General features: G+C 66.0%; 20 protein-coding genes. 14 read left to right on the top strand and 6 right to left on the bottom strand.

Going from position 1 to position 21,156, the window contains the following annotated elements:
* The first annotated feature begins 97 nt into the window (after window positions 1-97).
* From ACTWP6_RS02175 to ACTWP6_RS02150, 6 genes are read left to right on the top strand one after another with little or no spacing between them, the layout of a single operon-like run.
* On the top strand, window positions 98-1,246 hold the full coding sequence (locus tag ACTWP6_RS02175) for an acyl-CoA dehydrogenase family protein (protein WP_443186723.1): 1,149 nt from the start codon (window positions 98-100) through the stop codon (window positions 1,244-1,246).
* The gene (locus ACTWP6_RS02170) at window positions 1,243-2,337 is read left to right on the top strand and encodes an acyl-CoA dehydrogenase family protein (RefSeq protein WP_443186722.1); all 1,095 of its coding nucleotides are present in this window, start codon (window positions 1,243-1,245) and stop codon (window positions 2,335-2,337) included. Before ACTWP6_RS02175 ends, ACTWP6_RS02170 begins: the two co-directional genes overlap by 4 nt.
* Window position 2,338: 1 nt before the next feature.
* Window positions 2,339-3,310, top strand: a complete 972-nt coding sequence (locus ACTWP6_RS02165) for an SDR family NAD(P)-dependent oxidoreductase (protein ID WP_443186721.1) — start codon at window positions 2,339-2,341, stop codon at window positions 3,308-3,310.
* 15 nt (window positions 3,311-3,325) lie between these two features.
* Entirely contained in the window at window positions 3,326-3,973 is a 648-nt protein-coding gene (locus ACTWP6_RS02160; RefSeq protein ID WP_443186720.1) for a nitroreductase family protein, read from the top strand.
* The gene (locus tag ACTWP6_RS02155; RefSeq protein ID WP_443186719.1) at window positions 3,970-4,509 is read left to right on the top strand and encodes a nuclear transport factor 2 family protein; all 540 of its coding nucleotides are present in this window, start codon (window positions 3,970-3,972) and stop codon (window positions 4,507-4,509) included. Before ACTWP6_RS02160 ends, ACTWP6_RS02155 begins: the two co-directional genes overlap by 4 nt.
* A 42-nt stretch (window positions 4,510-4,551) precedes the next feature.
* A complete protein-coding gene (locus ACTWP6_RS02150; RefSeq protein ID WP_443186718.1) occupies window positions 4,552-5,892 on the top strand; it encodes a TetR/AcrR family transcriptional regulator in 1,341 nt (446 codons plus the stop codon).
* Between the two features lie 60 nt (window positions 5,893-5,952).
* Here ACTWP6_RS02150 and ACTWP6_RS02145 read toward each other — a convergent pair whose 3' ends face one another.
* The 4 genes from ACTWP6_RS02145 to ACTWP6_RS02130 all read right to left on the bottom strand — a co-directional run bounded on the left by ACTWP6_RS02145 (window position 5,953) and on the right by ACTWP6_RS02130 (window position 10,390).
* Complete coding sequence (locus tag ACTWP6_RS02145) at window positions 5,953-7,248, bottom strand: amidohydrolase family protein (protein WP_443186717.1); 1,296 nt, start codon at window positions 7,246-7,248, stop codon at window positions 5,953-5,955.
* 43 nt (window positions 7,249-7,291) lie between these two features.
* Window positions 7,292-8,263: an LLM class flavin-dependent oxidoreductase gene (locus ACTWP6_RS02140; protein WP_443186716.1), complete on the bottom strand. Its 972-nt coding sequence runs from the start codon at window positions 8,261-8,263 to the stop codon at window positions 7,292-7,294.
* A 65-nt stretch (window positions 8,264-8,328) separates the two neighbouring features.
* Window positions 8,329-9,411 (bottom strand): NAD(P)H-dependent amine dehydrogenase family protein, encoded by a 1,083-nt coding sequence (locus ACTWP6_RS02135; protein ID WP_443186715.1) that lies wholly within the window; start codon window positions 9,409-9,411, stop codon window positions 8,329-8,331.
* A gap of 10 nt (window positions 9,412-9,421) precedes the next feature.
* The gene (locus ACTWP6_RS02130) at window positions 9,422-10,390 is read right to left on the bottom strand and encodes an LLM class flavin-dependent oxidoreductase (RefSeq protein ID WP_443186714.1); all 969 of its coding nucleotides are present in this window, start codon (window positions 10,388-10,390) and stop codon (window positions 9,422-9,424) included.
* A gap of 384 nt (window positions 10,391-10,774) precedes the next feature.
* Between ACTWP6_RS02130 and ACTWP6_RS02125 the strand changes: the two genes are divergently transcribed.
* Genes ACTWP6_RS02125 through ACTWP6_RS02090 form a run of 8 tightly spaced genes read left to right on the top strand, consistent with a single transcriptional unit; the run spans window position 10,775 to window position 19,681 of the window.
* Window positions 10,775-11,875, top strand: a complete 1,101-nt coding sequence (locus ACTWP6_RS02125) for an NAD(P)H-dependent amine dehydrogenase family protein (RefSeq protein ID WP_443186713.1) — start codon at window positions 10,775-10,777, stop codon at window positions 11,873-11,875.
* Window positions 11,876-11,911: 36 nt separating this feature from the next.
* Complete coding sequence (locus ACTWP6_RS02120; protein WP_443186712.1) at window positions 11,912-13,099, top strand: MCE family protein; 1,188 nt, start codon at window positions 11,912-11,914, stop codon at window positions 13,097-13,099.
* Window positions 13,096-14,118 (top strand): MCE family protein, encoded by a 1,023-nt coding sequence (locus tag ACTWP6_RS02115; protein WP_443186711.1) that lies wholly within the window; start codon window positions 13,096-13,098, stop codon window positions 14,116-14,118. The genes ACTWP6_RS02120 and ACTWP6_RS02115 overlap by 4 nt, the downstream gene beginning before the upstream one ends.
* Window positions 14,118-15,203 carry an MCE family protein gene (locus tag ACTWP6_RS02110; RefSeq protein WP_443186710.1) on the top strand — a complete coding sequence of 362 codons (1,086 nt, stop codon included), beginning with the start codon at window positions 14,118-14,120 and terminating at the stop codon, window positions 15,201-15,203. Before ACTWP6_RS02115 ends, ACTWP6_RS02110 begins: the two co-directional genes overlap by 1 nt.
* Window positions 15,200-16,519 carry an MCE family protein gene (locus tag ACTWP6_RS02105; RefSeq protein ID WP_443186709.1) on the top strand — a complete coding sequence of 440 codons (1,320 nt, stop codon included), beginning with the start codon at window positions 15,200-15,202 and terminating at the stop codon, window positions 16,517-16,519. Before ACTWP6_RS02110 ends, ACTWP6_RS02105 begins: the two co-directional genes overlap by 4 nt.
* Window positions 16,516-17,673, top strand: coding sequence for an MCE family protein (locus tag ACTWP6_RS02100; RefSeq protein WP_443186708.1), 1,158 nt, complete (start codon window positions 16,516-16,518; stop codon window positions 17,671-17,673). Before ACTWP6_RS02105 ends, ACTWP6_RS02100 begins: the two co-directional genes overlap by 4 nt.
* Window positions 17,673-19,181: an MCE family protein gene (locus ACTWP6_RS02095; RefSeq protein ID WP_443186707.1), complete on the top strand. Its 1,509-nt coding sequence runs from the start codon at window positions 17,673-17,675 to the stop codon at window positions 19,179-19,181. Before ACTWP6_RS02100 ends, ACTWP6_RS02095 begins: the two co-directional genes overlap by 1 nt.
* A complete protein-coding gene (locus ACTWP6_RS02090) occupies window positions 19,163-19,681 on the top strand; it encodes a hypothetical protein (RefSeq protein ID WP_443186706.1) in 519 nt (172 codons plus the stop codon). Before ACTWP6_RS02095 ends, ACTWP6_RS02090 begins: the two co-directional genes overlap by 19 nt.
* 417 nt (window positions 19,682-20,098) lie before the next feature.
* Here the strand turns inward: ACTWP6_RS02090 and ACTWP6_RS02085 are convergent, their stop codons facing one another.
* Both ACTWP6_RS02085 and ACTWP6_RS02080 read right to left on the bottom strand, forming a co-directional pair.
* Complete coding sequence (locus tag ACTWP6_RS02085; protein WP_011895015.1) at window positions 20,099-20,404, bottom strand: DUF2469 domain-containing protein; 306 nt, start codon at window positions 20,402-20,404, stop codon at window positions 20,099-20,101.
* The gene (locus ACTWP6_RS02080; RefSeq protein WP_260751475.1) at window positions 20,401-21,147 is read right to left on the bottom strand and encodes a ribonuclease HII; all 747 of its coding nucleotides are present in this window, start codon (window positions 21,145-21,147) and stop codon (window positions 20,401-20,403) included. The genes ACTWP6_RS02085 and ACTWP6_RS02080 overlap by 4 nt, the downstream gene beginning before the upstream one ends.
* Window positions 21,148-21,156: the final 9 nt, after the last annotated feature.

Below are 21,156 nucleotides of genomic sequence, written 5' to 3'. Positions count from 1 at the left end.
CCACCTCCGCATTCACCCACCGTTGTTGACCAAATATCTGTTCCACCGTAGAGTTCCGGCCGACCATAGTCAATCAACGTGAGGTCGCCGGAGAGACGTGGATTTCTCGTACCCCCAAGAGGCTGAACAGTTCCGCAAGGAATTGCGCGCATGGCTGTCAGCCCATCTGACCCAGGCCGTGATCGACAGCGGTGAGCGGCGCGGCGCGGACGACGCCGCGTTCGAGACGTTGCGCGCATGGAACACGACCGTCGCCGACGCAGGCTGGGCGGCAGTCTCCTGGCCGACGGAGTACGGTGGCCGCGGCGCCTCCCCTGTCGAGCAACTGGTCTACGCAGAGGAGATCACCCGCGCGCGAGTTCCGCTACCGCTGAACATCATCGGGATCAACAACATTGCGCCGGCGATCATGCAGTACGGCACCGAAGCCCAGAAGCGGGACCTGCTTCCCCGCATGCTGCGCGCCGATGACATCTGGTGCCAGGGCATGTCCGAACCGGAAGCGGGATCGGATCTGGCGTCGTTGCGCACCCGAGCTGTCCGCGACGGCGACGACTTCGTCGTGACCGGCCAGAAGATCTGGACCTCGCTCGGTCATCGCGCTGACTGGTGTCAGCTCTACGTCCGGACCGATCCGGACGCGGCCAAGCACGAAGGGATCTCGTGCCTGATCGTCGACATGTCGTCGCCCGGTATCGAGACCAGGCCTCTCGTCACGCTCAACGGCGAATCCGATTTCGCGGAGGTGTTCTTCGACGACGTCCGCGTACCGGCCGATGCGCTGCTCGGACCGCTCAACAGAGGGTGGCAGGTCGCCACCACCACGCTGAGCTTCGAACGCGCGGCGGCCGCGCGGCTTTACGCCGAGATGCAGGTGCGTCTGCACGACCTCGTCACTGATCTGGAACGCAGCGACGGATCCCCGCTCGACGATCCGTCGACGCTGCGCGGCCTCGGTGAACTCGATGTCCGGATCAAGAACCTCGAAGTGCTGTGTCTGCGCTCCATCTCGGCCGGCATGCACGGCGGAGACGGCTTCGCCACGGCGAGTCTGGCCAAATCCGTCTGGGGCGAGATCGGCAAGGACATGGCCGCGTTGGCTTTCGACACCCTCGATCCCGGCGCGGCCGACGGTCGCTGGGACGCCTTCCGTCTGACCTCCCACGCGTTGACCATCGCGGGCGGCACCACCCAGATCAACAAGAACATCACCGCACAACGCGTGTTGGGACTCCCCCGCTCGTGAACCTCGAACTCACCGATGAGCAACTGGCTCTCCGCGATACGGTTCGGAAGTATTTGTCGGAGAAGGCGAGCGTGGCCGGCCATGTGCGGCCGATGCTCGACGATCCGACGGGCACGACCGCTGCGGTCTGGCGCGGCCTGGTCGACCTCGGGACCACCTCCCTGCTGATCCCGGCGGATCGCGGCGGTGACGGCACGTCGATGGTCGAAGCCGGGCTGGTGTGCGAGGAGTTGGGTGCTGCACTTCATCCGGGCCCCTGGTTGTCCAGCGCGGTCGCTGCGCCGCGGGCGTTGGCACGATTCGGCGCCGACGGCGATCGGGCCCGCGAGCTACTGGCCGGGATCGCCGACGGCTCGGTGGTGGCCACGGTCGCCGTTCCCTCGCGGGACGGCACATCCTTCGTCGTGGACCGGCGCGAAGACGCGGTGACCCTTCGCGGGGAGATCGGCCGGGTTCCCGATGCGGCGGCGGCAGACGTCCTGCTGGCGGTCGGGGATCATGCGGAACTGTACGCGGTGAGCCTGGACTCGCCCACCGTGGACGTCGACGAGATCGTGGGAATCGATAAGAGCCGGAAAAACTTCCGCTTGACGTTCGACCATGCCGCCGGCCACGTCGTCGCGGTGGCCGACGGCATGAACTGGGCCGCCGAGGCGCTCGTCGACGACATGATCGTCGCATGGGCGGCCGATGCGCTCGGTGCCGCCAGACAGGTTCTGCAGATGACGGTCGAATACGCGAAGGTGCGCCGCCAGTTCGGTGCCCCTATCGGCAGCTTTCAGGCGGTGGCGCACCTGTGCGTCGACATGCACGAGACGGTCGAACTCGCCCGCAGCGGCGTGCAGTACGCACTGTGGGCAGCAGACTTCGCCGACCGGGAAGAACGTCACCGCGCCGCGCTGCGGGTCAAGGCGTTCGCCGGAAGTCTGGCCAGCGTCGGCGACCTGGCGATCCAGGTGTTCGGCGGAATCGGGTTCACCTGGGACCACGACGCGCAGCTGTACCTCAAGCGGCTGCTGAGCAACAGCCGGTTCCTCGGCAGCCCGGGAAAGTACCTCGAACAGGTGGGGCGCCAACTCGTAGGGAGTTAGCATGATCGATTTCACCGACAGGGTGGCCGTGGTGACCGGGGCCGGACGCGGGCTCGGCCGGCTCTACGCCCTCGACCTGGCACGCCGTGGAGCGTCGGTGATCGTCAACGACCTCGGCGGCACCATGCACGGCGACGGATCGGACACCGCCGTAGCCGACCAGGTGGTCGAGGAGATCACGAAGGCCGGAGGCCGGGCGGTCGCTTCCTACGATTCGGTGGACTGCCCTGAGGGCGGGCAGGCGATCGTCGACACGGCGGTGGAGCGTTTCGGCCGGCTCGACGCCGTGGTCAGCAACGCAGGAATCTTCAACAGCATCCCGTTCGAACAGCTCTCGGCAGACGACTGGCGGCGCATGCTGGCCGTCCATCTCGACGGCGGCTTCTACCTGAGCCAGCCTGCGTACAAGGTGATGATGGAACAGAAGTACGGGCGCTTCGTCTTCATCTCCTCCTCGGCAGGCAACTTCGGTCAGCCGATGGAGGCCCACTACGCCGCGGCCAAGGCCGGCCTCGTCGGCCTGTCCAACGTCATCGCCATCGAGGGCGCGGCGCACGGCATCAACTCCAACACTGTTCTGCCGACCGGCTTTTCGCGGATGGTGACCGAGACGGTCGGTGACGAGAAATTCCTCACCGAGTCCGGGTTCATGCGGGCCATCCGGGCCGAGCTCGTCGTCCCGCTGGTGAGCTTCCTTGCGAGCAGCAACTGCACGTTCACGCATCGCAACTACTCGGCATGCGCAGGGCGCTACGCACGGGTCTTCGTCGGACTCGGCGACGGCTGGCTGGCCGACACCGACAACGAGCCCACGGCCGAAGACATCGAGACGCACCTGGACGAGATCTCGTCCACCGATGCATTCATCATCCCGGATTCGATCGTCGACGAAGTGTTGCAGCTGTGCGACCGGCGAGGAATCAGCGCGATGCCCGACCACGCGGACGTCGCATTTCCGGAGCCCAAGGGCTGACGAGGGCAGCCAACTATGGACGCTGGCGAGCTGCTCACCACGACGCGATCCGCGCGCAAGGCGCTGGACCTCGACGCGGCAATCGATCTCGACGAGGTTCGCGACTGCCTGCGGATCGGCCTGCAGGCCGCCAATGGATCCAATCAGCAGTCGTGGCGGTGGGTGATCGTCACCGAAGCACGTCTGCGCGACGCGATCGCGCAACTCTACCGCCAGGCTTACCTCGCCATGGTGGGAGGGCAGCTGATCGCTGGGCTGATGCCGTCCGGAACCCCGGAGCACCGGCTGATGTCGTCGACCGAATGGCTGGTCGAGAACATGGCACGGGTACCCGCGCTGGTGATCCCGTGCTACGAACCGGTCATGCCTCGCTCCGACGGCGACGAATCCTTCTACCTGGCAGCACTGTACGGTTCGATCTTTCCTCCGGTGTGGAACTTCCAGCTCGCGTTGCGCACCCGCGGCTACGGCACCTGTGTGACAACGCTTCACCTCCATCACGAGGCGCAGGTCGGCCAACTCCTCGGTATCCCCCGATCGTACGTTCAGGGTTGTCTGCTTCCCGTTGCCCGACTGCGCGGGGGGATCACGTTCTCTCCTGCTCCACGGCGGCCATTGGACGAGGTCGTCGCGATGAACGGTTTCGATGTGGAGGCGCGATGACCGACGATCTGCACGACACACTGCGCCGGCTCGTCGACCGCGCGGAGATCTCCGACTGCATGCAGCGCTACGCCAGGGGTATGGACCGTCAGGACCGTGCCCTGCTGCGGTCTGCCTACCACGACGGCGCGGTCGACGACCACGTCGGCTTCGTGGGGCTTGTCGACGATTTCATCGACTGGGCGTTCGCCTATCACGGCACGCAGACGCGCTACCAGCACTACCTGCTCAACCACACCTCAGAGATCGACGGCGACGAGGCGCACGCAGAGACCTACTATCTGTTCGTCGGCACCGACAAGGAGCCCGCGAACCACATGACGCTGTCCGGCGGCCGCTACATCGACCGTCTCGAGCGCCGCGAGGGCAGGTGGGCGATCGCCGAGCGCGTCTGCGTCGTGGAGTGGAATACGGAGTCGACATCCCAGATCACCGACGAGGTGATCGCGATCATGGCGGGGTCGATGCGGGTTGCGACGCACGACAGCACCGATCCGTCCTATGAGCGTCCCCTGGTCGCGGCACGCGGTCGGTAGGATCACCACCGTGCAAAGATCCTCTGGCAGCGTGCGCTAGCGATGGCGCGCGCCGACGCCACCGGGCGCAACCCTAGACGCGGCCGTCCCGCGGCCAAGAAGCGCGCCGGGGACGCGAAGCTCACCGCGGTCTCGGACTCGCCGCCGGTCGACGCGACACGGCGGACCGAGATCCTCAAGACGGCCAACACCGTCATCGCGACGACCGGTCTGCGCAGTTCCCTGCAACAGATCGCCGACGCAGCGGGCATTCTCGCGGGCAGCCTCTACCACCACTTCGAATCCAAGGAAGCCATTCTCGTCGAGTTGATCAGGCTCTATCACGCCGACCTGGATCGCATCGGCGAGGTTGCGCTCGAACGACTCGACGAGGCCGACCCGCGCACCGTGACCGAACAGATCACCGCGCTCGGATGCGCGATCGCCCGGTGTGCGGTCGAGCATCGGGCCGCTCTGCAGATGTCCTTCTATGAGGGGCCGAGCAACGACCCCGAGCTGATCGAACTGACCAAGCGCCCACCGACGAAGATCCAGGCCGCGATGCTGCAGGCACTGCGGGCCGGCCGGTGGAGCGGTGATATCCGCTCCGACATCGACCTACCGACCCTGGCGGACCGGCTGTGCCAAAGCATGTTGCACGTCGGTCTCGACGTGATCCGCCACGACGCCCCTACCGACGAGGTGGCCACGCTGAAGTGCCGGATCGCTCTCGAGGGTCTCGCCGCCCAGCCGCCCTCCGACGCGGACCTGGATCGCTCGGACGCGTTCACGGTTGCGGACAACATCATCCAGAGCTGGGGTGACATCGAGGATGACACCGACCTCAAAGCCGCGCACGTGCGTGCGGTGGCGCGCGCGGAGTTCGGCCGTCGCGGTTATGAGATGACCACGATTCGCGACATCGCCTCCGCGGCGGGCCTGGGCACCGGTACCGTCTACCGGGTCATCGGCTCGAAGGACGAACTGCTGATGTCGATCATGCTCGAGTTCGGCCACAAAGTCGGCGGCGCATGGACGGACATCGTGCGCTCGGACTCCACAACGGTGGAAAAGCTTGATGCCCTGAGTTGGCTGAACATCAACGCTCTCGACCAGTTTCCCGACGAATTCCGGATCCAGCTGGCCTGGCTGCGCCACTCGCCGCCGGATTCGGCGAATCTCGCGTGGTCATTCACGACACGGATCCGCCAGATGAAAGCCCTTCTGTCCGAGGGAATCCGCAGTGGAGAGATTCACATCGACAGCGCCACAGACATGCTGACCCGCTGCATCATCGGTGAGCAGTGGATCCCGGAGAACATCCTTCAGGAGATCGGCACCCGAAATGCGTTGATCCTGGCCCGGGACACCGTCTTGCGTGGAGTGATGGTCCGCCGTTCGTGAGGCGTGCCCGATTCCATCGGTGACCGCCCCCTGACCGGAGGCGGTCCACCTGGCGTGGATTCAGTCCTTCGTGCCGGTCAATTCCTTCGCACTCGCCGCGAAGTCCGCGAAGGTGGCACCGGTCTTGTCCTTCTTCGACAGCGCCTGCACGGACACGTCGTGGCCCTCGGCGGCTTTGCGCAGCGCGCCGACGGTGGCCCGCTCTTTGGAGATGTGGGAGAAGGGGTCCCAGTGGTACCAGCGCATCGCGTTCTCGTAGGTCATCTTGTTGACATCGGCGTCGGGCACATCGTGTTCGGACAACACCTCGTGCAGTTGTTCGGGCGCGCCCGGCCACATCGAATCCGAGTGCGGGTAGTCGGCCTCCCAGCAGATGTTGTCGATTCCCACCTGGTGGCGTAACGCCACTCCCACGTGGTCGGAGATGAAGCAGGTCAGGAAGTGGTCGCGGAACACCTCTGAGGGCTTCTGCTTTCCGAAATCCTGACCGGTCCAGCCGGAATGCATCTCATAGGTGCGATCCGCACGCTCGAGGAAGTACGGGATCCACCCCGTCCCACCCTCGGACAGGGCGATCTTCAGATCCGGATACTTCTTCACCGGGGCCGACCACAGCAGATCCGCGGCGGCCTGCACGATGTTCATCGGCTGCAGCGTGATCATCACGTCCATCGGCGCATCCGGCGCCGTGATCGCCAGCCGGCCCGACGACCCGATGTGCACATTGAGGACGGTGTCGGTGTCGACCAGCGCCTCCCACAGCGGCTTCCAGTACTCCAGATCATGGAAGGACGGATAGCCCATCGCGGCCGGGTTCTCGGTGAACGTCAACGAGTGCACCCCCCGCGCGGCGTTGCGGCGAATCTCGGCCGCACACGCCTCGGCGTCCCAGATCACCGGCAGCGTCATCGGGATGAACCGCGCCGGATAGGCGCCGCACCACTCTTCGACATGCCAGTCGTTGTAGGCCTGCACCAGCGCCAGCGAGAACTCGGGGTCCTCGGTGGCGAACAGCCGGCCCGCGAAGCCGGGAAACGACGGGAAGCACATCGACCCGAGGATGCCGCCGGCGTTCATGTCCTTGACCCGCTCGTCGACCTTCCAGCACCCCGGCCGGATCTCGTCGAGCCCCTGCGGTTCCAGCCCGTACTCTTCCTTGGGCCGGCCCGCGACCGCGTTGAGTGCGACGTTGGGGATGACCACGTCGCGGAACTGCCAGGTGTCTGATCCGTCGGGGTTGTGGACGAGTCGCGGCGCCTCGTCCAGATACTTCTTCGGCAGGTGGTTGGCGAACATATCCGGCGGCTCGACGATGTGATCGTCGACGCTGATCAGAATCATGTCGTCTTTGTTCATCAGTCAGTCACTCCATCTGTTGGTTGGCAGGGTCTTCACGCACTCATACAGCTGCAGCAGAGACTTCGGGCAGCACGACCTCGGCAACGCGCCTCAGGTACGGCCACGCGATCTCAGGGGGCAATCCGCCACATAGGGGTGCGAGATTGAGCAGCCCTCCCCCATGGACGAACTCGACGGCTTCGGACACCGCGAAGATGCGATGGGAGGCCGATGTGTCGCGGAGATCGGCGACGGACTCGGCTGCGGAGATGCCGGCAGACGTGTCGTTGCCCGGGTTCCACTGCGCGTACATCCGCGCGTCGTGGAGCAGGTGGTGTCCGATCTCGTCCCATGCGTGATCCACGTCGTCGGCCACGAAACACACTGTCGGAGTGTCCCGGTCGGGCAACACCGTCAGCCCCGGCTCGAAACCGTGAGCCCGGCAGGCGGCCTCATACGCCTCCTGCATGCCCGATACCTTGCCGTTCGCCAACAGACCCAGCCCATATCTACCGGCGCGTCGCGCCGCGGCAACGCTGCCACCGCCCCACATCAGCATCGGGCCGCCCGGGGTCAGCGGCCGGGGAGTCAACGTCGCCGAGTCGACGGTATGCCCCGCCAGTAGCCGCCGCAGCACTGTGATCTTCTCGTCGGCCAACCGGCCACGGTCGTGGATGTCGACGCCGAAATGCGCGAATTCCTCAGCGCGGTAACCCAGGCCGAAGATGTAAGATGCCCGGCCATTGCTGATGAGATCGAGGACGGCGATGTCTTCGGCCAGGCGGACCGGGTCGTAGAACGGCAGGATCACCGTCAAGGTCAGCATCATCTTTTCGGTTCGCGAAGCGATGGCAGATGCGAGGACCATCGGCGACGGCAGGTAGCCGTCGTCGGAACCGTGATGCTCACAGAGCACGGCGGCGATGCAGCCACGTTGCTCGGCCCATGCACACATCTCCGGGGCGGCCCTGTACAGCGAGTCCGCGGATGCGCCGCCTGCGGGTGCGCGCATATCGAACCGAAGCGTGTACACGACGCCTTCCGCTTTGACCAAATATTTGTCCCACCCACGCTAGGGGCCGTCGTGGAAAGTGTCAATCAATCGAATGCGTGCCGCGGCAGGGTGGGCTGCAGGTCGAGCGAGCTGAGCAGGCCCGCAGGCGCGTCCACGACGAAGGGGATCGCATTGACCACGCGCATTGCAGTGGCCGCCATGGCCGCCCGGCCCGCTCCGTGGCCTTGGGCGTCCCCCAGGTTCATTGCACAGTGGATGTCGGGGTCGCCCTCGATGTCCACCCGGTAGGTCGCGTCGAATTCCGATGCCGGCCAGTCCGGCGCCACATCCCTCGACATCCGGATGATGTGCTCGACGACGATCGCCTCGTGGCCGTTGACGACCCCGGCGGCGCGGGTGCACACCGCTGCGCACGTGCCCGCAGGGATGGCGCCGAAGGCCACCTCGATGTCCCGATCGGTGGTGCGCCGGTCAAGGGTGCCGCGGATCTCGGTCACCTCCACGCCGAGGGCATCCGCCATCAGGTGAATCGGTGCCTTCCAAGCCATTTCGATGAAACCCGGCGTCTTGAGCATCGGCTCGAAGTCCAAGGCGCGGGCGAAGCCCATGCCGTCCATCATCACGTCGGCCACCGGGTAGTGGTCGTTGAGCGCCACCTCGGTGACCTTCAGGCACGTGATCGTCTTCGACTGTGTCGCCAGCAGGAGCGCCAGCTCATCCGAACCGAAGCCTGGGAAGATGCCCGAGGCGTAAAACGAGACGTTTCCGGACTTCGCCGCCGCGGCGAGTTGATCGCGCCACTCGGCCGAGTAGTAGGCAGGCGGGTAGATCAGACTGGTGGAACTGGTTGACACGACGTTGATCCCGGCCTCGAGTAGCTTCAGGTAAACGGGAACGGCACCCGCGTCGCGGTCCGGACCGCTCGCGGCGTAGACCACACAGTCGGGTTGCAGGGCGATCAGCGCGTCGGCATCTCCGGTTGCCGCCAGGCCGAGCGGGTCACGGCCTGCGAGTGTCCCTGCGTCCTGGCCCACCTTGTCCTGTGAGTGGACCCACACACCGACGAGTTCGAGATCGGGTCGCCGGGTGACCGCGTCGATGGCGATGGACCCGACTCCACCGGTCGACCAGACCACAATGCGCAAGGGCCGTAGGGGTGCGGACATTCGAGCTCCTTCAGTCAGGTCCCGAGGCAGCCAGAACGGCGCGTTCGAAATAGGGCCAGGCCACGCCTGGCGGGACGCCCCCGCACAGCGGCAGCAGGGGCAGCGGCGCGCCCTTGGCGACGTGTTCGGCGGCCTCAGCCGATGTGAATATCCGGTACGGGCCGCCGGATTCACGGAGTGTTTCCACGGTGTCGGCGCGGCTGATGCTCGCCACCGAATCGTCACCGTGCCGGTAGGACGCGGCCGTCACGGCGTCGTGCAGGAGGTACGGCCCGAGTTCGGCCCACGCCGCGTCGACGTCGTCGGCAACGAACACCGTGGTGGGCGCCCCCGTAACCGGGAACTGCATCAGCCCCGGCTCGTGGCCGTGGGCACGGCATTGCGATTCGTAGAAGTCGCGCAGCGCAGGCGAATCGGTCTGGGAGATGAAGCCCAGGCCGTGTCTGGCTGCACGGCGCGCGGCCGCCTCGCTGCCGCCGGCGATCAGCAGTTGGCGCCCTCCACTCGCGCACCCCGGCGTCACGCGGACCCTTCGCCCGCGATACTCGACCTCCTCGCCCCGAAGCAGTCCGATGAGCACCACGAGGTTCTCGTCGGCCAGGCGGCCGCGCTGATGGATGTCGACCCCGAAGTGCTGGTACTCCTGCGGTCGATGGCCAACGCCGAACGCGTACATGACCCGGCCCCGACTGATGATGTCGAGTGTGCAGATCTCCTCCGCCAGGCGCACCGGATCCCAGAACGGAATCGGCACCGCGGCCAGCATGATGGCCAACTGCGAGGTGCGGGCGGCGATAGCCGAAGCCAGCAGATGCGGGGCGGCAAGGTGCCCATCCTCGGTGCCGTGATGTTCAGACAGCACCGCGACGACGGCTCCGCGGGTCTCGGCCCACGCGCACATGTCGACGGCCGCGGCGTACAGATCCGCGGTCGATGCGCAGCCTCCCGGTGCCCGCATGTCGAAGCGCAGCGTCAACATCAGAGCCGCCTCGGTGCTGGCATTCGCACGCCGACCAATCTAACCTAATTTTTGTTTCAGTCCTCGGGTTACCCCACCCTTGACCGAACGGATGAACGGCTGCTAGTTTGCGGAGCAAACATTAGGTTCAATGTGCTGACGACGGATCCGAGGTTCCACGATGGCCCACACCAACGCGGTCGGCCCCGCGGGCACCGCTTTGGCGAACCGTTGACCCGGCCGGCTTCGCACCCACATCTCACCGGCCTCGCCGCCACGCCCGGCCGGCTCGGATACTACTGCGCTGCAGCAGCTTTCGTCGTATTCCCGATGGCCTTTCCAAGTACGCAGACCGACCCGCAGGGACCGCTCAATCGCTGACGCGTTCACCATCAGGAGGATCGAATGACAACGGAGAGCCAGCGCGTCGTCGTGTGGGCCACCGGTGGCATCGGATCCATCGCCATCCGCACCATCACCGATCGGCCGAATCTTGATCTGGTCGGTGTGTGGGTGCACTCGCCGGACAAGGATGGCAGGGACGCCGGTGAGCTCGCCAACGGTGAAGCGATCGGACTCAAGGCCACCTCCGATGCCGATGCGCTGATCGCGTTGAAACCGGACTGCGTGGTCTACGCGGCGAGCGGACCCGAGCGTGACGCGTTGGCGATGCCTGACTACGTCAAGCTGCTCTCCGCCGGAATCAACGTGGTCACCACCAGCACCACGCGCTTGGTCAACCCGCACGCCTACGTGCCGGTGGAGTGGCGGGACCAACTCGCCACGGCCGCGAAGGAAGGCCAGGCCACGCTGTACGCGTCGGGCATCGAACCCGGCTTCGCCGCCGACTACCTCCCGCTGGTGCTGTCCACCCAGTCGTCGTCGATAGAGAAGATCCACGCGTACGAGATCGGCCTGTACGACGACTATGGAGTGCCCGACATCATGAGCGATGCACTCGGATTCGGGCGCCCACTTGACTACCAGCCCTGGATCAGCTTCCCGGGCGCGATCGCCGGCGAGTGGCAGGGACAGCTCAGGTTGGTCGCCGACGCCCTCGGCGTCGAGTTGGACGAGGTCCGGGAGACCTTCGATCGTGCCGTGACCGATCGGCCGCTGGAGGTCGCCATGGGTACCGTCGAGGCCGGTACCTGCGGCGCACTGCGGATGCAGGCGATCGGCGTGGTCAACGGACGTGAGGCCATCGTCATCGAGCACGTCACCCGGTTGGCCCACGACGTCGCGCCGGATTGGCCGCGGGGCATCGGCGACCTCTCCTACCGGGTCGCGATCACGGGGTCGCCGGACATCGACTGCACCCTGGCCGCGACGCTGCGCGACCGCCGCAGAGCGGGGATCGAGGGCATGACATCGGGAGCCGGCGCGATGGTGGCCACGGCGATGCGGGTCGTCAACTCGATCCCGTATGTCGTGGCCGCAGAGCCGGGATTGGTCAGCTCGGTGGATCTGCCGCTGACGATTCCCCGTGGATCGTTCGGGGCCTAGCGCACCAACCACGTCGCTGGGGGAAAGGAGTACGGGGTGCGACCTGCACTGGCGCGTCCGCTAGCCGGGTTAGTCACTGTCGCGACTGCGGTTGCGGTAGTGGCGGTGTCTGCCGCCCTGTTCCGCGACGACTTCTCCGATACCGTTCCGCTGACCGTCATCTCGCCGCGAGCCGGCCTGGTGATGAATCCCGACGCAAAGGTGCAGATCCACGGCGTGCAGATCGGAAAGGTAGAATCGATCGACGAGCGTTCCGACGGTACCGCCGCGCTCCACTTGGCGATCGATCCCTCCCGGCTGCAGATCATTCCCGAGGACGTTTCCGTCGACATCGCCTCCACAACGGTGTTCGGCGCGAAAGTGGTGCGCCTCATCGCGCCCCACGACGCCTCACGGGACTCGGTGAGACCCGGGCAGATTCTCGGCGCCGACCACGTGATGATCGAAGCCAACACACTGTTCGAGCAGCTGGTGTCCGTGTTGTCCACGATCCAGCCCGACAAGCTCAACGAGACTCTGGGCGCGATCGCGACCGCGATGAGGGGACGCGGCGAGAAGATCGGCCAGAGTCTCACCGACCTCAACTCGGCACTCGGGCAGCTCAACCCGCACCTCGACGCGCTCAACCGTGATCTCGCGGCGGCCCCCCCAGTGCTCGGCGCCTACGCCGACGCCGCTCCGGACCTGATGTCGATCGTCGACAGCGCAACAAGAATCAGCACCACCGTCATCGCCACCGAACACGACCTGGACGCCGTCCTGGTGAGTGCCATCGGCCTCAGCGACATCGGAAGCCCCGTGCTCGCTGAGAACGGGCAACCGCTCGCCGACGTGTTGAGCCTGCTGGCACCGACCACTGCGTTGGTGCGCGATTACCATCCAGCGCTGACCTGCGGTCTCGGTTCGATCACCGTCATGGCCAACAATCCGCCGCTCAACGTTCCCGGTGTCGAGGTGCTCGCCGGCTTCTTCTGGGGTCAGGACCGTTACCGGTACCCGGCGGATCTGCCGAAGGTCGCTGCGACCGGCGGCCCGCAATGCACGGACCTTCCCAAGATCCCCTACGGTAAGGCGCCCCCCTTCGTCATCGCCGACACCGGCGCCAACCCGTGGAAGAACGCAAACCGCGGGCCGATCGTGAACTCCGACCTGTTGAAGCAGATCATGTTCGGGCCGATCGACGGACCGCCCCGCAACAGCGCGCAGATCGGGCAACCGGGATGAGGCGTCGTGGTGTCCTCGTCAAGTTCGGCGCCTTCGTCGCGGTGATGGTGACACTCACCGCATGCCTGTTCGCCGTCTTCGGACAGTACCGCAACGGGTCGACCAACACCTATTCCGCTGTGTTCAAGGATGTTTCGAATCTACAGGAGGGCGAGAGCGTCAGGTTCGCGGGCGTGCGTGTCGGCACGGTCAAGGGCCTGTCGATGCAACCGGACAAGACCGTCGTGGTCTCGTTCGACGCCGACCGCAAGGTGGTGCTGACCAGCGGCACCCACGCAGTGGTCCGCTATCTCAATCTCGTCGGCGATCGATTCCTGGAAATCGTCAACGACGATGGCTCGACAAAGATTCTGCCCCCAGGTTCGCAGATCCCGATCGGACAGACCGCCCCCGCGCTGGATCTGGACTTGCTGCTCGGCGGGCTCAAGCCGGTCATCAAAGGTCTCAATCCGCAGGACGTCAACGCGCTCAGCGCGTCTCTGATCCAGATCATCCAGGGCCAGGGTGGCACCGTGGAATCCCTGCTGTCGCGAACGTCGAGGTTCTCCAACGCCCTGGCCGACAAGAACCAGGTGATCGACCAGCTGATCGACAACCTGCGCACGACCCTGGCCACCCTGGGGACCCAGCGAGATCAGTTCGCCGGCGGTATCGAACGCCTCGAACACCTGGTCACCGAACTCGCAGCCCGACGGGAACCGATCGGTACCGCCATCGACTCGCTCAGCGCCGGGACCGCCTCCCTGTCCGATTTGCTCACCGATACCAGGCCACCGCTGGCGGCGTCCATCGACCAGCTACACCAGTTGGCACCGAACCTCGAGAGCAAACTCGATCGCGTCGAAACCGCCATAACCAAAGCACCTGAGAACTACCGGAAGCTGGTCCGCATCGGTTCCTACGGCAGTTTCGTCAACTACTACATCTGCTCGCTCGGTGTCCGCGTCACCGACCTGCAGGGCCGTACCGCGGTCTTCCCGGTGTTCAGACAGGACAACGGAAGGTGCGTAGAGAACTGATGCTGAAGTATCGGGGGGCGAACACCATCCGGGCCGGGTTCATCGGCGTGGTGCTGCTCGTCCTGGTGATCGCGGTCGGGCTGGCGCCCGAGCGAATCCTGGCCTGGGCCACGTCGATCCGCTACCAGGCGGTGTTCGCTGACCTCAGCGGGCTGGCGGTCGGCAACGACGTCACGGTCTCGGGAATGAAGCTCGGCACGGTGACAGCGGTGTCACTCCAGGACCCCAATGCGCTGGTGACCTTCACCGTTGACAGCAAGACCGCACTCGGCTCGCAGACCACCGCACATATCCGCACCGGAACGCTTCTGGGACAACGGAATCTGACCCTGGAGTCGTCGGGTCAGGGCACGTTGTCCCAGATGGCGGTCATCCCGCTGACCCGGACGTCGTCGCCGTACACCCTGACCGACGCCATCGGCGAACTGACCAGCAACACCGCCGGGACCGACACGGCCGGTCTCAACCAATCCCTGGACACGCTGTCGGCCACCATCGACCAGATCGCCCCGCAGCTCGGCCCGATGTTCGACGGATTGTCCCGCGTCTCGGAGGCTCTCAACGCCCGCAACTCCGCGCTCGGCGAGCTGTTCACCAGCGGACGGGAGGTCACCGAGGTGCTCGCCTCCCGCAGCGACCAGGTGTCGGCGCTGATCCTCAACGCCAACGATCTCGTGGGCATGCTCTCCGACCGCAGGCAGACGATCGTGGAACTGCTGATCTACACCTCGGCCGTCGCCAAGGAGGTCACCGGGCTGGTACACGACAACGAAGCCGCGCTCGCGCCCACCCTGGAGAAGCTGAACAAGGTGCTGGCGATGCTGGAACGCCAGCGAGACAACATCGCGCTCGCGATCCCGCGTCTGGCGAAATACCAGACCACTCTCGGCGAGACGGTCGCCAGCGGTCCCTACTACTCCGCCTACATTCCCAACCTCGATCTGCCGCCCATCCTTCAACCCTTCCTGGACTACGCGTTCGGATTCCGGCGCGGCGTCAACGCCGGACAGCCGCCCGACAACACAGGACCACGGGCCGAGCTGCCCTTCCCCCGCAACGGGATTCCGGAAAGGCCTCCGCGGTGAAACGGGCGACGCTGACCAGACTGACCGCCGTCGCGCTCGGCGTGCTAATCCTGTCTTCGGCTGCCTTCCTGACGGTGAGTCACGTCTTCGCCCCCACCACGATCACCGCGATCTTCGCCAATGCCAACGCCATTTATCCCGGCGACGACGTGCGCATCGCGGGCGTAAAGGTCGGGACCATCGCCGGCATCCGGCCCGACGCCACACAGGCGGTCTTCACCCTGGACATCGATCACGGCGTGCGGGTGTCCGCCGGCGCGAAAGCCGTTGTGGTGGCCCCGAATCTGGTATCAGCACGTTTCGTCCAGCTCACGCCGGGCGGGACGACGGGTCCGGCCATGGGTGACGGGGCCACCATCCCCCGGGAGCGGACGGCAGTACCCGTCGAGTGGGACGAGGTCAAGGAGCAACTGAACAGGCTGGCCACCGATCTCGGGCCCTCCGCAGCGACGTCGACCGGCTCGGTGGGCCGGTTCATCGAAAGTGCGGCAGATGCGATGGACGGCAACGGGGAGAAACTCCGGCGGACCCTGCGCGAGCTGGCGGGCATCAGCCGGGTGATCGCCGACGGCAGCGGCGATATCACCGCGATCATCGGCAACCTGCAGACGTTCGTGGCTGTGCTGCGGGAAAGCAACGAGCAGATCGTGCAGTTCCAGGACCGGCTTGCCACCCTGAGCAGTGTCCTCGACGGCAGCGGCAGCGACCTGGACGCGGCGCTGGTCAACCTCTCCGATGCCGTTGGCGAGGTGCAACGCTTCGTCGCCGGCAGCCGCGACCGCGCGTCCGAACAGGTCACCCGACTGGTCAACGTCACCCAGAACCTCGTCGACCACCGCGCGGATCTTGAACAGGTGATGCACGTCGCGCCCTCGGCACTGGCGAACGCCTACAACATGATGGATCCCCGCACCGGGGGTGCCAGTGGCGTGTTCGTACTCAACAATCTCGCAGACCCGAATGCGTTCTTCTGCGGCATGCTCGGCGCGCTGGCCAATGTCACCGCGATCGAATCCGGCAAGTTGTGCCAACAGTACCTGGGACCGGGTCTGGACACCATGAGGCTCAACTACCTGCCGTTCCCAGTGAATCCGCTTCTTACCCCGGTCCCCTCCGACAGCAAGTTGATCTACACCGAGCCGCACTTGCGGCCCGGCGGCGCCGGCACCCGGTCAGGGTTCATGCCCATCGCTCCTTCGGACTCGGCGTACCAGCCCGTGCCCGGCGCCCCACCACCACCGGGCCCATCGCCGCCCGCCGCGACGCCACCGACGCTTCCCGAGATACTTCTGCCCGCTGAAGGACCGACGCCATGACGCGCACTGCCATCCGCCGCACCATCGCCCTCAGCGCGACGGCGATCGTGTGCGTGTCCGCATGCGGTTTCCAGGGGGTCAACTCACTGCCCCTGCCGGGCACCGTCGGCACCGGCAAGGCGGCCACCACCTACACCGTCGAGCTTGCGAACGTCGGTACGTTGGAACCGAATTCACCAGTGATGATCGACGACGTCGTGGTCGGCAGTATTCGCGATATCCAAGTCGCGGGCAGGCACGCCGAGGTGAAGATCTCGGTCGAACCCGGGGTCCGGCTGCCGGCCGACGCCACCGCCGCGGTCGGCCAGACCAGCCTGCTCGGCTCGATGCACCTCGAGCTGACTCGGCCCGCAGGCAGACCATCGGCCGGCGCCCTGCCACCCGGCGCGACCATCGCGCTGGACCGCTCCTCGACCTATCCGTCCACCGAGCAGACACTCGCAGCACTGTCATCGGTCGCCAACGCCGGCGGGTTGGGACAGCTCGGCGAGATCATCCACTCGTTCAACGGTGTGTTCACCGGACGACAGAGTGACATCCCGGAGCTACTGGGCCAGCTGGACACTTTCGTGGGCACGCTGAATGACCAGCGGGACAACATCATCGCCACCGTGACCGAATTGAATCGGTTCTCGGCCACGCTGGCCGATCAACGCGACGTCGTCTCCCGCGCCCTACAGAACATCCCTAGGGCACTGGATGTCCTGTTGCGCGAGCGACCGCGATTCACCGAGGCGTTGGACAAGCTGCGGACATTCAGTGACACGGCGACAAGCGTGGTACAGAAGGTCACGAGCGACCTGGTTGCCAACCTGGCGAATCTTGAACCGGTCTTCCGCGCGCTGGTCGACGTCGGGCCCGACATCGACACCGGACTCGGATACGCATTGACGTTCCCGCTGAACCAGAACATCATCGACCGCGGGATTCGCGGCGACTACATGAACCTGTTCGTGACGGTGGACTTGACGCTCGACCGGTTCAAACGCGGATTGCTGGCGGGCACGTCGTTCGGTGACGAGAACTCCCCGCTGGTGCCGGCGCCCGGGGACCCCGGCTACGACTCGTTCTATTCGAAGAATGCGCAGGGCGAGGCGGTGGCACCGCCGCCCGGGGTGATGGGTCCGGACCGGCTACCGACAGGTGGCGGCTGATGTTGACCCGCTTCGTCCGAATCCAGTTGGTGATCTTCATGATCGCCGCGATCGTCGGCGTCACCACGATGATCGTCAAGTACATCCAGGCGCCCACGCTGCTCGGTATCGGTCGTATCGAGGTCACCCTGCAGCTGCCCGAGGCCGGCGGCCTGTACCGGTTCGCCAATGTCACCTACCGAGGTGTCCAGATCGGCAAGGTGACGGCGATGGACGTCAACCGCAACGGTGCGGTCGCCACGCTGTCGCTGTCGAGTTCGCCCGAGGTTCCGGCGGACCTGACGGCCGAGGTACGCAGCGTCTCGGCCGTCGGCGAACAGTACGTCGATCTGCAACCGCGCAGTCACTCCGGCCCCTACCTTCGCGACGGCTCGGTGATCCCCGCCTCCGCCGCCGTGGTGCCACAGCAGGTCAGCCCGATGATGGACCACCTCAGCGCGATGGTCGCGACCATCCCCAAGGACAAGCTCGACAAGCTGCTCGACGAGTCGTTCACCGCGTTCAACGGTGCCGGTTACGACCTGCAGACTCTCGTCGAGTCCACCTCCACGATCGCGCGCGATACCGACGCGGTCGCCAGTCGCACGTCGGCACTGATCGAGGACACCGGGCCGGTGCTCGACGGCCAGATGGCCAGCGCCGACGCACTCCGTACCTGGTCCGCGCGGCTGGCCGGTGTCAGCGGGCAACTGGTGGCCGACGACCCCGCGATCCGGACCATTCTGCAGACCGGACCCGGTGCCGCACAGGAGGTTTCGCGACTTCTCGAGCAGGTCAAGCCGACGTTGCCGGTGTTGCTGGCCAACCTCACATCGCTGGGACAGGTCGCGCTCACCTACCGTCCCGGACTCGAGCAGCTGCTGGTGCTGCTCCCCCCCGCCTCCGCCTTCTACCAATCCGCGGTCGGCTCGAACAACGCGACCGGTATCCCCGTCGGCGACTTCAGGATCTCTGTCGACGATCCCCCGGCCTGTACCGTGGGATTCCTCCCGCCGTCGTCGTGGCGCTCCCCCGCCGACACCACCACCCTCGACACCCCCGACGACCTGTACTGCAAACTGCCCCAGGACTCGCCGATCGCCGTGCGCGGGGCCCGTAACTTTCCGTGCATGGACGTCCCCGGCAAATACGCCCCGACAGTCGCACAGTGTAAGAGCAACAGGCCTTTTCAACCGCTCGCAACGCGCCAGCACGCGCTGGGACCGAGTCCGTTCGATCCGAACCTGATCGCCCAGGGAGTTCCTCCCGACGACTGGGTCACCAGGAACGAAAACATCTTCGGGCCGCTTCAAGGCACGCCGCCGCCCGGACCGGCCGCTCCTCCCGCACCGCCACCGGCCGCCCCCAGTGGCTTCACCGGTACGCCCGGCGCGGGCCCGTCGGTAGCCGTCGCCCATTACGATCCACAGACGGGGCGGGTCGCCGCCGACGGCGGAGCCCAGCAGCAGACCGATCTCGTCGCTCCCGCCGCGAGTTGGAAGGACCTGGTGTGGCCCGCGCTTCCGTGATCCGGCCGGTCCGGGTTGCCGTCTGCGCGCTCGCCGCGGCGCCGGCCATCGCGGGCGCACCGGCGGCTCATGCGTGGGACGACAACAGCCCCGCCCTCAACGGCACGTTCACTGCTTTCTCGGACGGAAAATGGGCGAAGACGAACGAGATCATGGCCTACCAAGCCGATGTGATCGCCACCTGGACGATCACCTCGTCGTGCACCACCTTCCAGGACTGCACCGGCACCGTCGTCAGTGATCAGGGCTGGACGGCGGAACTCATCTATCAAAGCCAGCGATGGCGCACCACCCACACCGTCGAAGGCTGGGAGAAGTGTCCCGACGGCACCACCGCACCAGGTGAGCAGTCCTTCACGTTCTGGGCGGATCGGCTCGACGCGCCCGACCGTCACGACAAGCTCAGCGGCTTCGATCAGACCATCGGCCCCACCGGCGCCTGTGGGGTCAACCGCTCGCTCAACATCCGGATGCCGCTCACGCTGACCCGGATAGCCTGACCTGGCCTCCTAGAACACCAGCGTCCATGATCCTCGATTAACGCGTCTGACGAACGCGTACTGACCCAGCACGAGTCGGGGACGAACCACGCCGCTTGGACCGCACCTCACGGGCTGCTTACACATCGCGCCCGACTTCCTCGGGTGCGGGGTTCCCCCTCGGTTCGAGATTTAGCCTCGCCCAGCGAGCTTTCAACGTGCCGCCCGCCGCACTCCGCCCTCCGGGACCCCTTTCCCGGATGGTCGTTCGCCAAACGCCTCCGGCAGATGAAAATCCCTCTCACAGAAGCGATTCGGCTGGGCCAGATCCGTACCGACAGTTCCTCCAAAGAGATGCTGGCTCGGTCGGTTAATGGAATCGGCTGGGTCCCGGAGTACATCCGCCGCGAACGAGGCACGCCCCGCCGATCCCCTGGGCTACTCGGGCAACCGCAACTCGGGCTTCTCGACCTCTTCGATGTTGACGTCCTTGAACGTGATCACCCGGACCTGCTTGACGAACCGCGCCGGCCGGTACATATCCCAGACCCACGCGTCGCCCAAACGCAGCTCGAAGTACACCTCGCCGTCGGCGTTGCGCGGGATCATCTCGACGCTGTTGGCCAGATAGAACCGCCGCTCGGTCTCCACGACATAGCTGAACTGCCCGACGATGTCCTTGTACTCGCGGTAGAGCGAGAGCTCCATCTCGGTTTCGTACTTCTCGAGATCTTCGGCACTCATCGGCTCAGCTGTCCTTCGGGTTGATCGCCGTCCATCGGCATGTCCACCAGCATTGTCCCGCACACCAGTTCTGCATGCTCTTGGGGTTCCCCGTCGATCACCAAACGCCGCACATTGATGAACGAGTACCGGTGCTGACGGGACGGTCCCAGCCGGTTCAGCGCCGCACTGTGGGCGCGCGTGCTGTATCCCTTGTGCTCGGCGAAACCGTAGCCCGGATGCTCGTCTTCCATCGCCACCATCAACCGGTCGCGGCTCACCTTGGCCAGCACACTGGCTGCGGCGATGCAGGCCGCGGCCGCATCGCCGCCCACCACCGGCAACGACGGCATCGGCAGACCGGGCACCCGGAATCCGTCCGAGAGCACGTACCCCGGCCGCACCGACAACCCGGCGACCGCGCGCCTCATCCCCTCGATGTTGGCCACGTGCACCCCGCGCCGGTCCACTTCCTCCGACGGGATGAACACCACGTGGTAGGCCAGCGCGTAGCGGCGGATCAGCGGGAACAGTCGTTCACGCTCGGCTTCGTTGAGCTTCTTCGAGTCGTCGAGGGCAGCCAGGCTCTCCAGCCGGTTGGGTCCGAGCACACATGCGGCCACGACCAGCGGGCCGGCGCAGGCGCCGCGGCCGACTTCGTCGACGCCGGCGACCGGGCCCAGGCCGGCCCGGTAGAGCGCCGACTCCAGGGTCCGCAGTCCCGACGCTTTGCGGATGACGGTCCGTGGCGGCCAGACAGGCACGTGTCCCCC

The sequence above is a fragment of the Mycobacterium sp. 4D054 genome (genome assembly GCF_052245755.1).
Taxonomy (GTDB): domain Bacteria; phylum Actinomycetota; class Actinomycetes; order Mycobacteriales; family Mycobacteriaceae; genus Mycobacterium.
The sequence above is the reverse complement of the archived record's forward strand: the minus strand, read 5'-3'. Positions and strand labels throughout refer to the sequence as shown.

What these genes read in the sequence shown, in the direction of transcription:
- ACTWP6_RS02165 (WP_443186721.1), top strand. Translation starts at nt 2,339, where the DNA reads ATGATCGATTTCACCGACAGGGTGGCCGTGGTGACCGGGGCCGGACGC.
- ACTWP6_RS02160 (WP_443186720.1), top strand. Translation starts at nt 3,326, where the DNA reads ATGGACGCTGGCGAGCTGCTCACCACGACGCGATCCGCGCGCAAGGCG.
- ACTWP6_RS02155 (WP_443186719.1), top strand. Translation starts at nt 3,970, where the DNA reads ATGACCGACGATCTGCACGACACACTGCGCCGGCTCGTCGACCGCGCG.
- ACTWP6_RS02150 (WP_443186718.1), top strand. Translation starts at nt 4,552, where the DNA reads ATGGCGCGCGCCGACGCCACCGGGCGCAACCCTAGACGCGGCCGTCCC.
- ACTWP6_RS02145 (WP_443186717.1), bottom strand. Translation starts at nt 7,248, where the DNA reads ATGAACAAAGACGACATGATTCTGATCAGCGTCGACGATCACATCGTC.
- ACTWP6_RS02135 (WP_443186715.1), bottom strand. Translation starts at nt 9,411, where the DNA reads ATGTCCGCACCCCTACGGCCCTTGCGCATTGTGGTCTGGTCGACCGGT.
- ACTWP6_RS02130 (WP_443186714.1), bottom strand. Translation starts at nt 10,390, where the DNA reads ATGTTGACGCTGCGCTTCGACATGCGGGCACCGGGAGGCTGCGCATCG.
- ACTWP6_RS02125 (WP_443186713.1), top strand. Translation starts at nt 10,775, where the DNA reads ATGACAACGGAGAGCCAGCGCGTCGTCGTGTGGGCCACCGGTGGCATC.
- ACTWP6_RS02115 (WP_443186711.1), top strand. Translation starts at nt 13,096, where the DNA reads ATGAGGCGTCGTGGTGTCCTCGTCAAGTTCGGCGCCTTCGTCGCGGTG.
- ACTWP6_RS02110 (WP_443186710.1), top strand. Translation starts at nt 14,118, where the DNA reads ATGCTGAAGTATCGGGGGGCGAACACCATCCGGGCCGGGTTCATCGGC.
- ACTWP6_RS02100 (WP_443186708.1), top strand. Translation starts at nt 16,516, where the DNA reads ATGACGCGCACTGCCATCCGCCGCACCATCGCCCTCAGCGCGACGGCG.
- ACTWP6_RS02095 (WP_443186707.1), top strand. Translation starts at nt 17,673, where the DNA reads ATGTTGACCCGCTTCGTCCGAATCCAGTTGGTGATCTTCATGATCGCC.
- ACTWP6_RS02085 (WP_011895015.1), bottom strand. Translation starts at nt 20,404, where the DNA reads ATGAGTGCCGAAGATCTCGAGAAGTACGAAACCGAGATGGAGCTCTCG.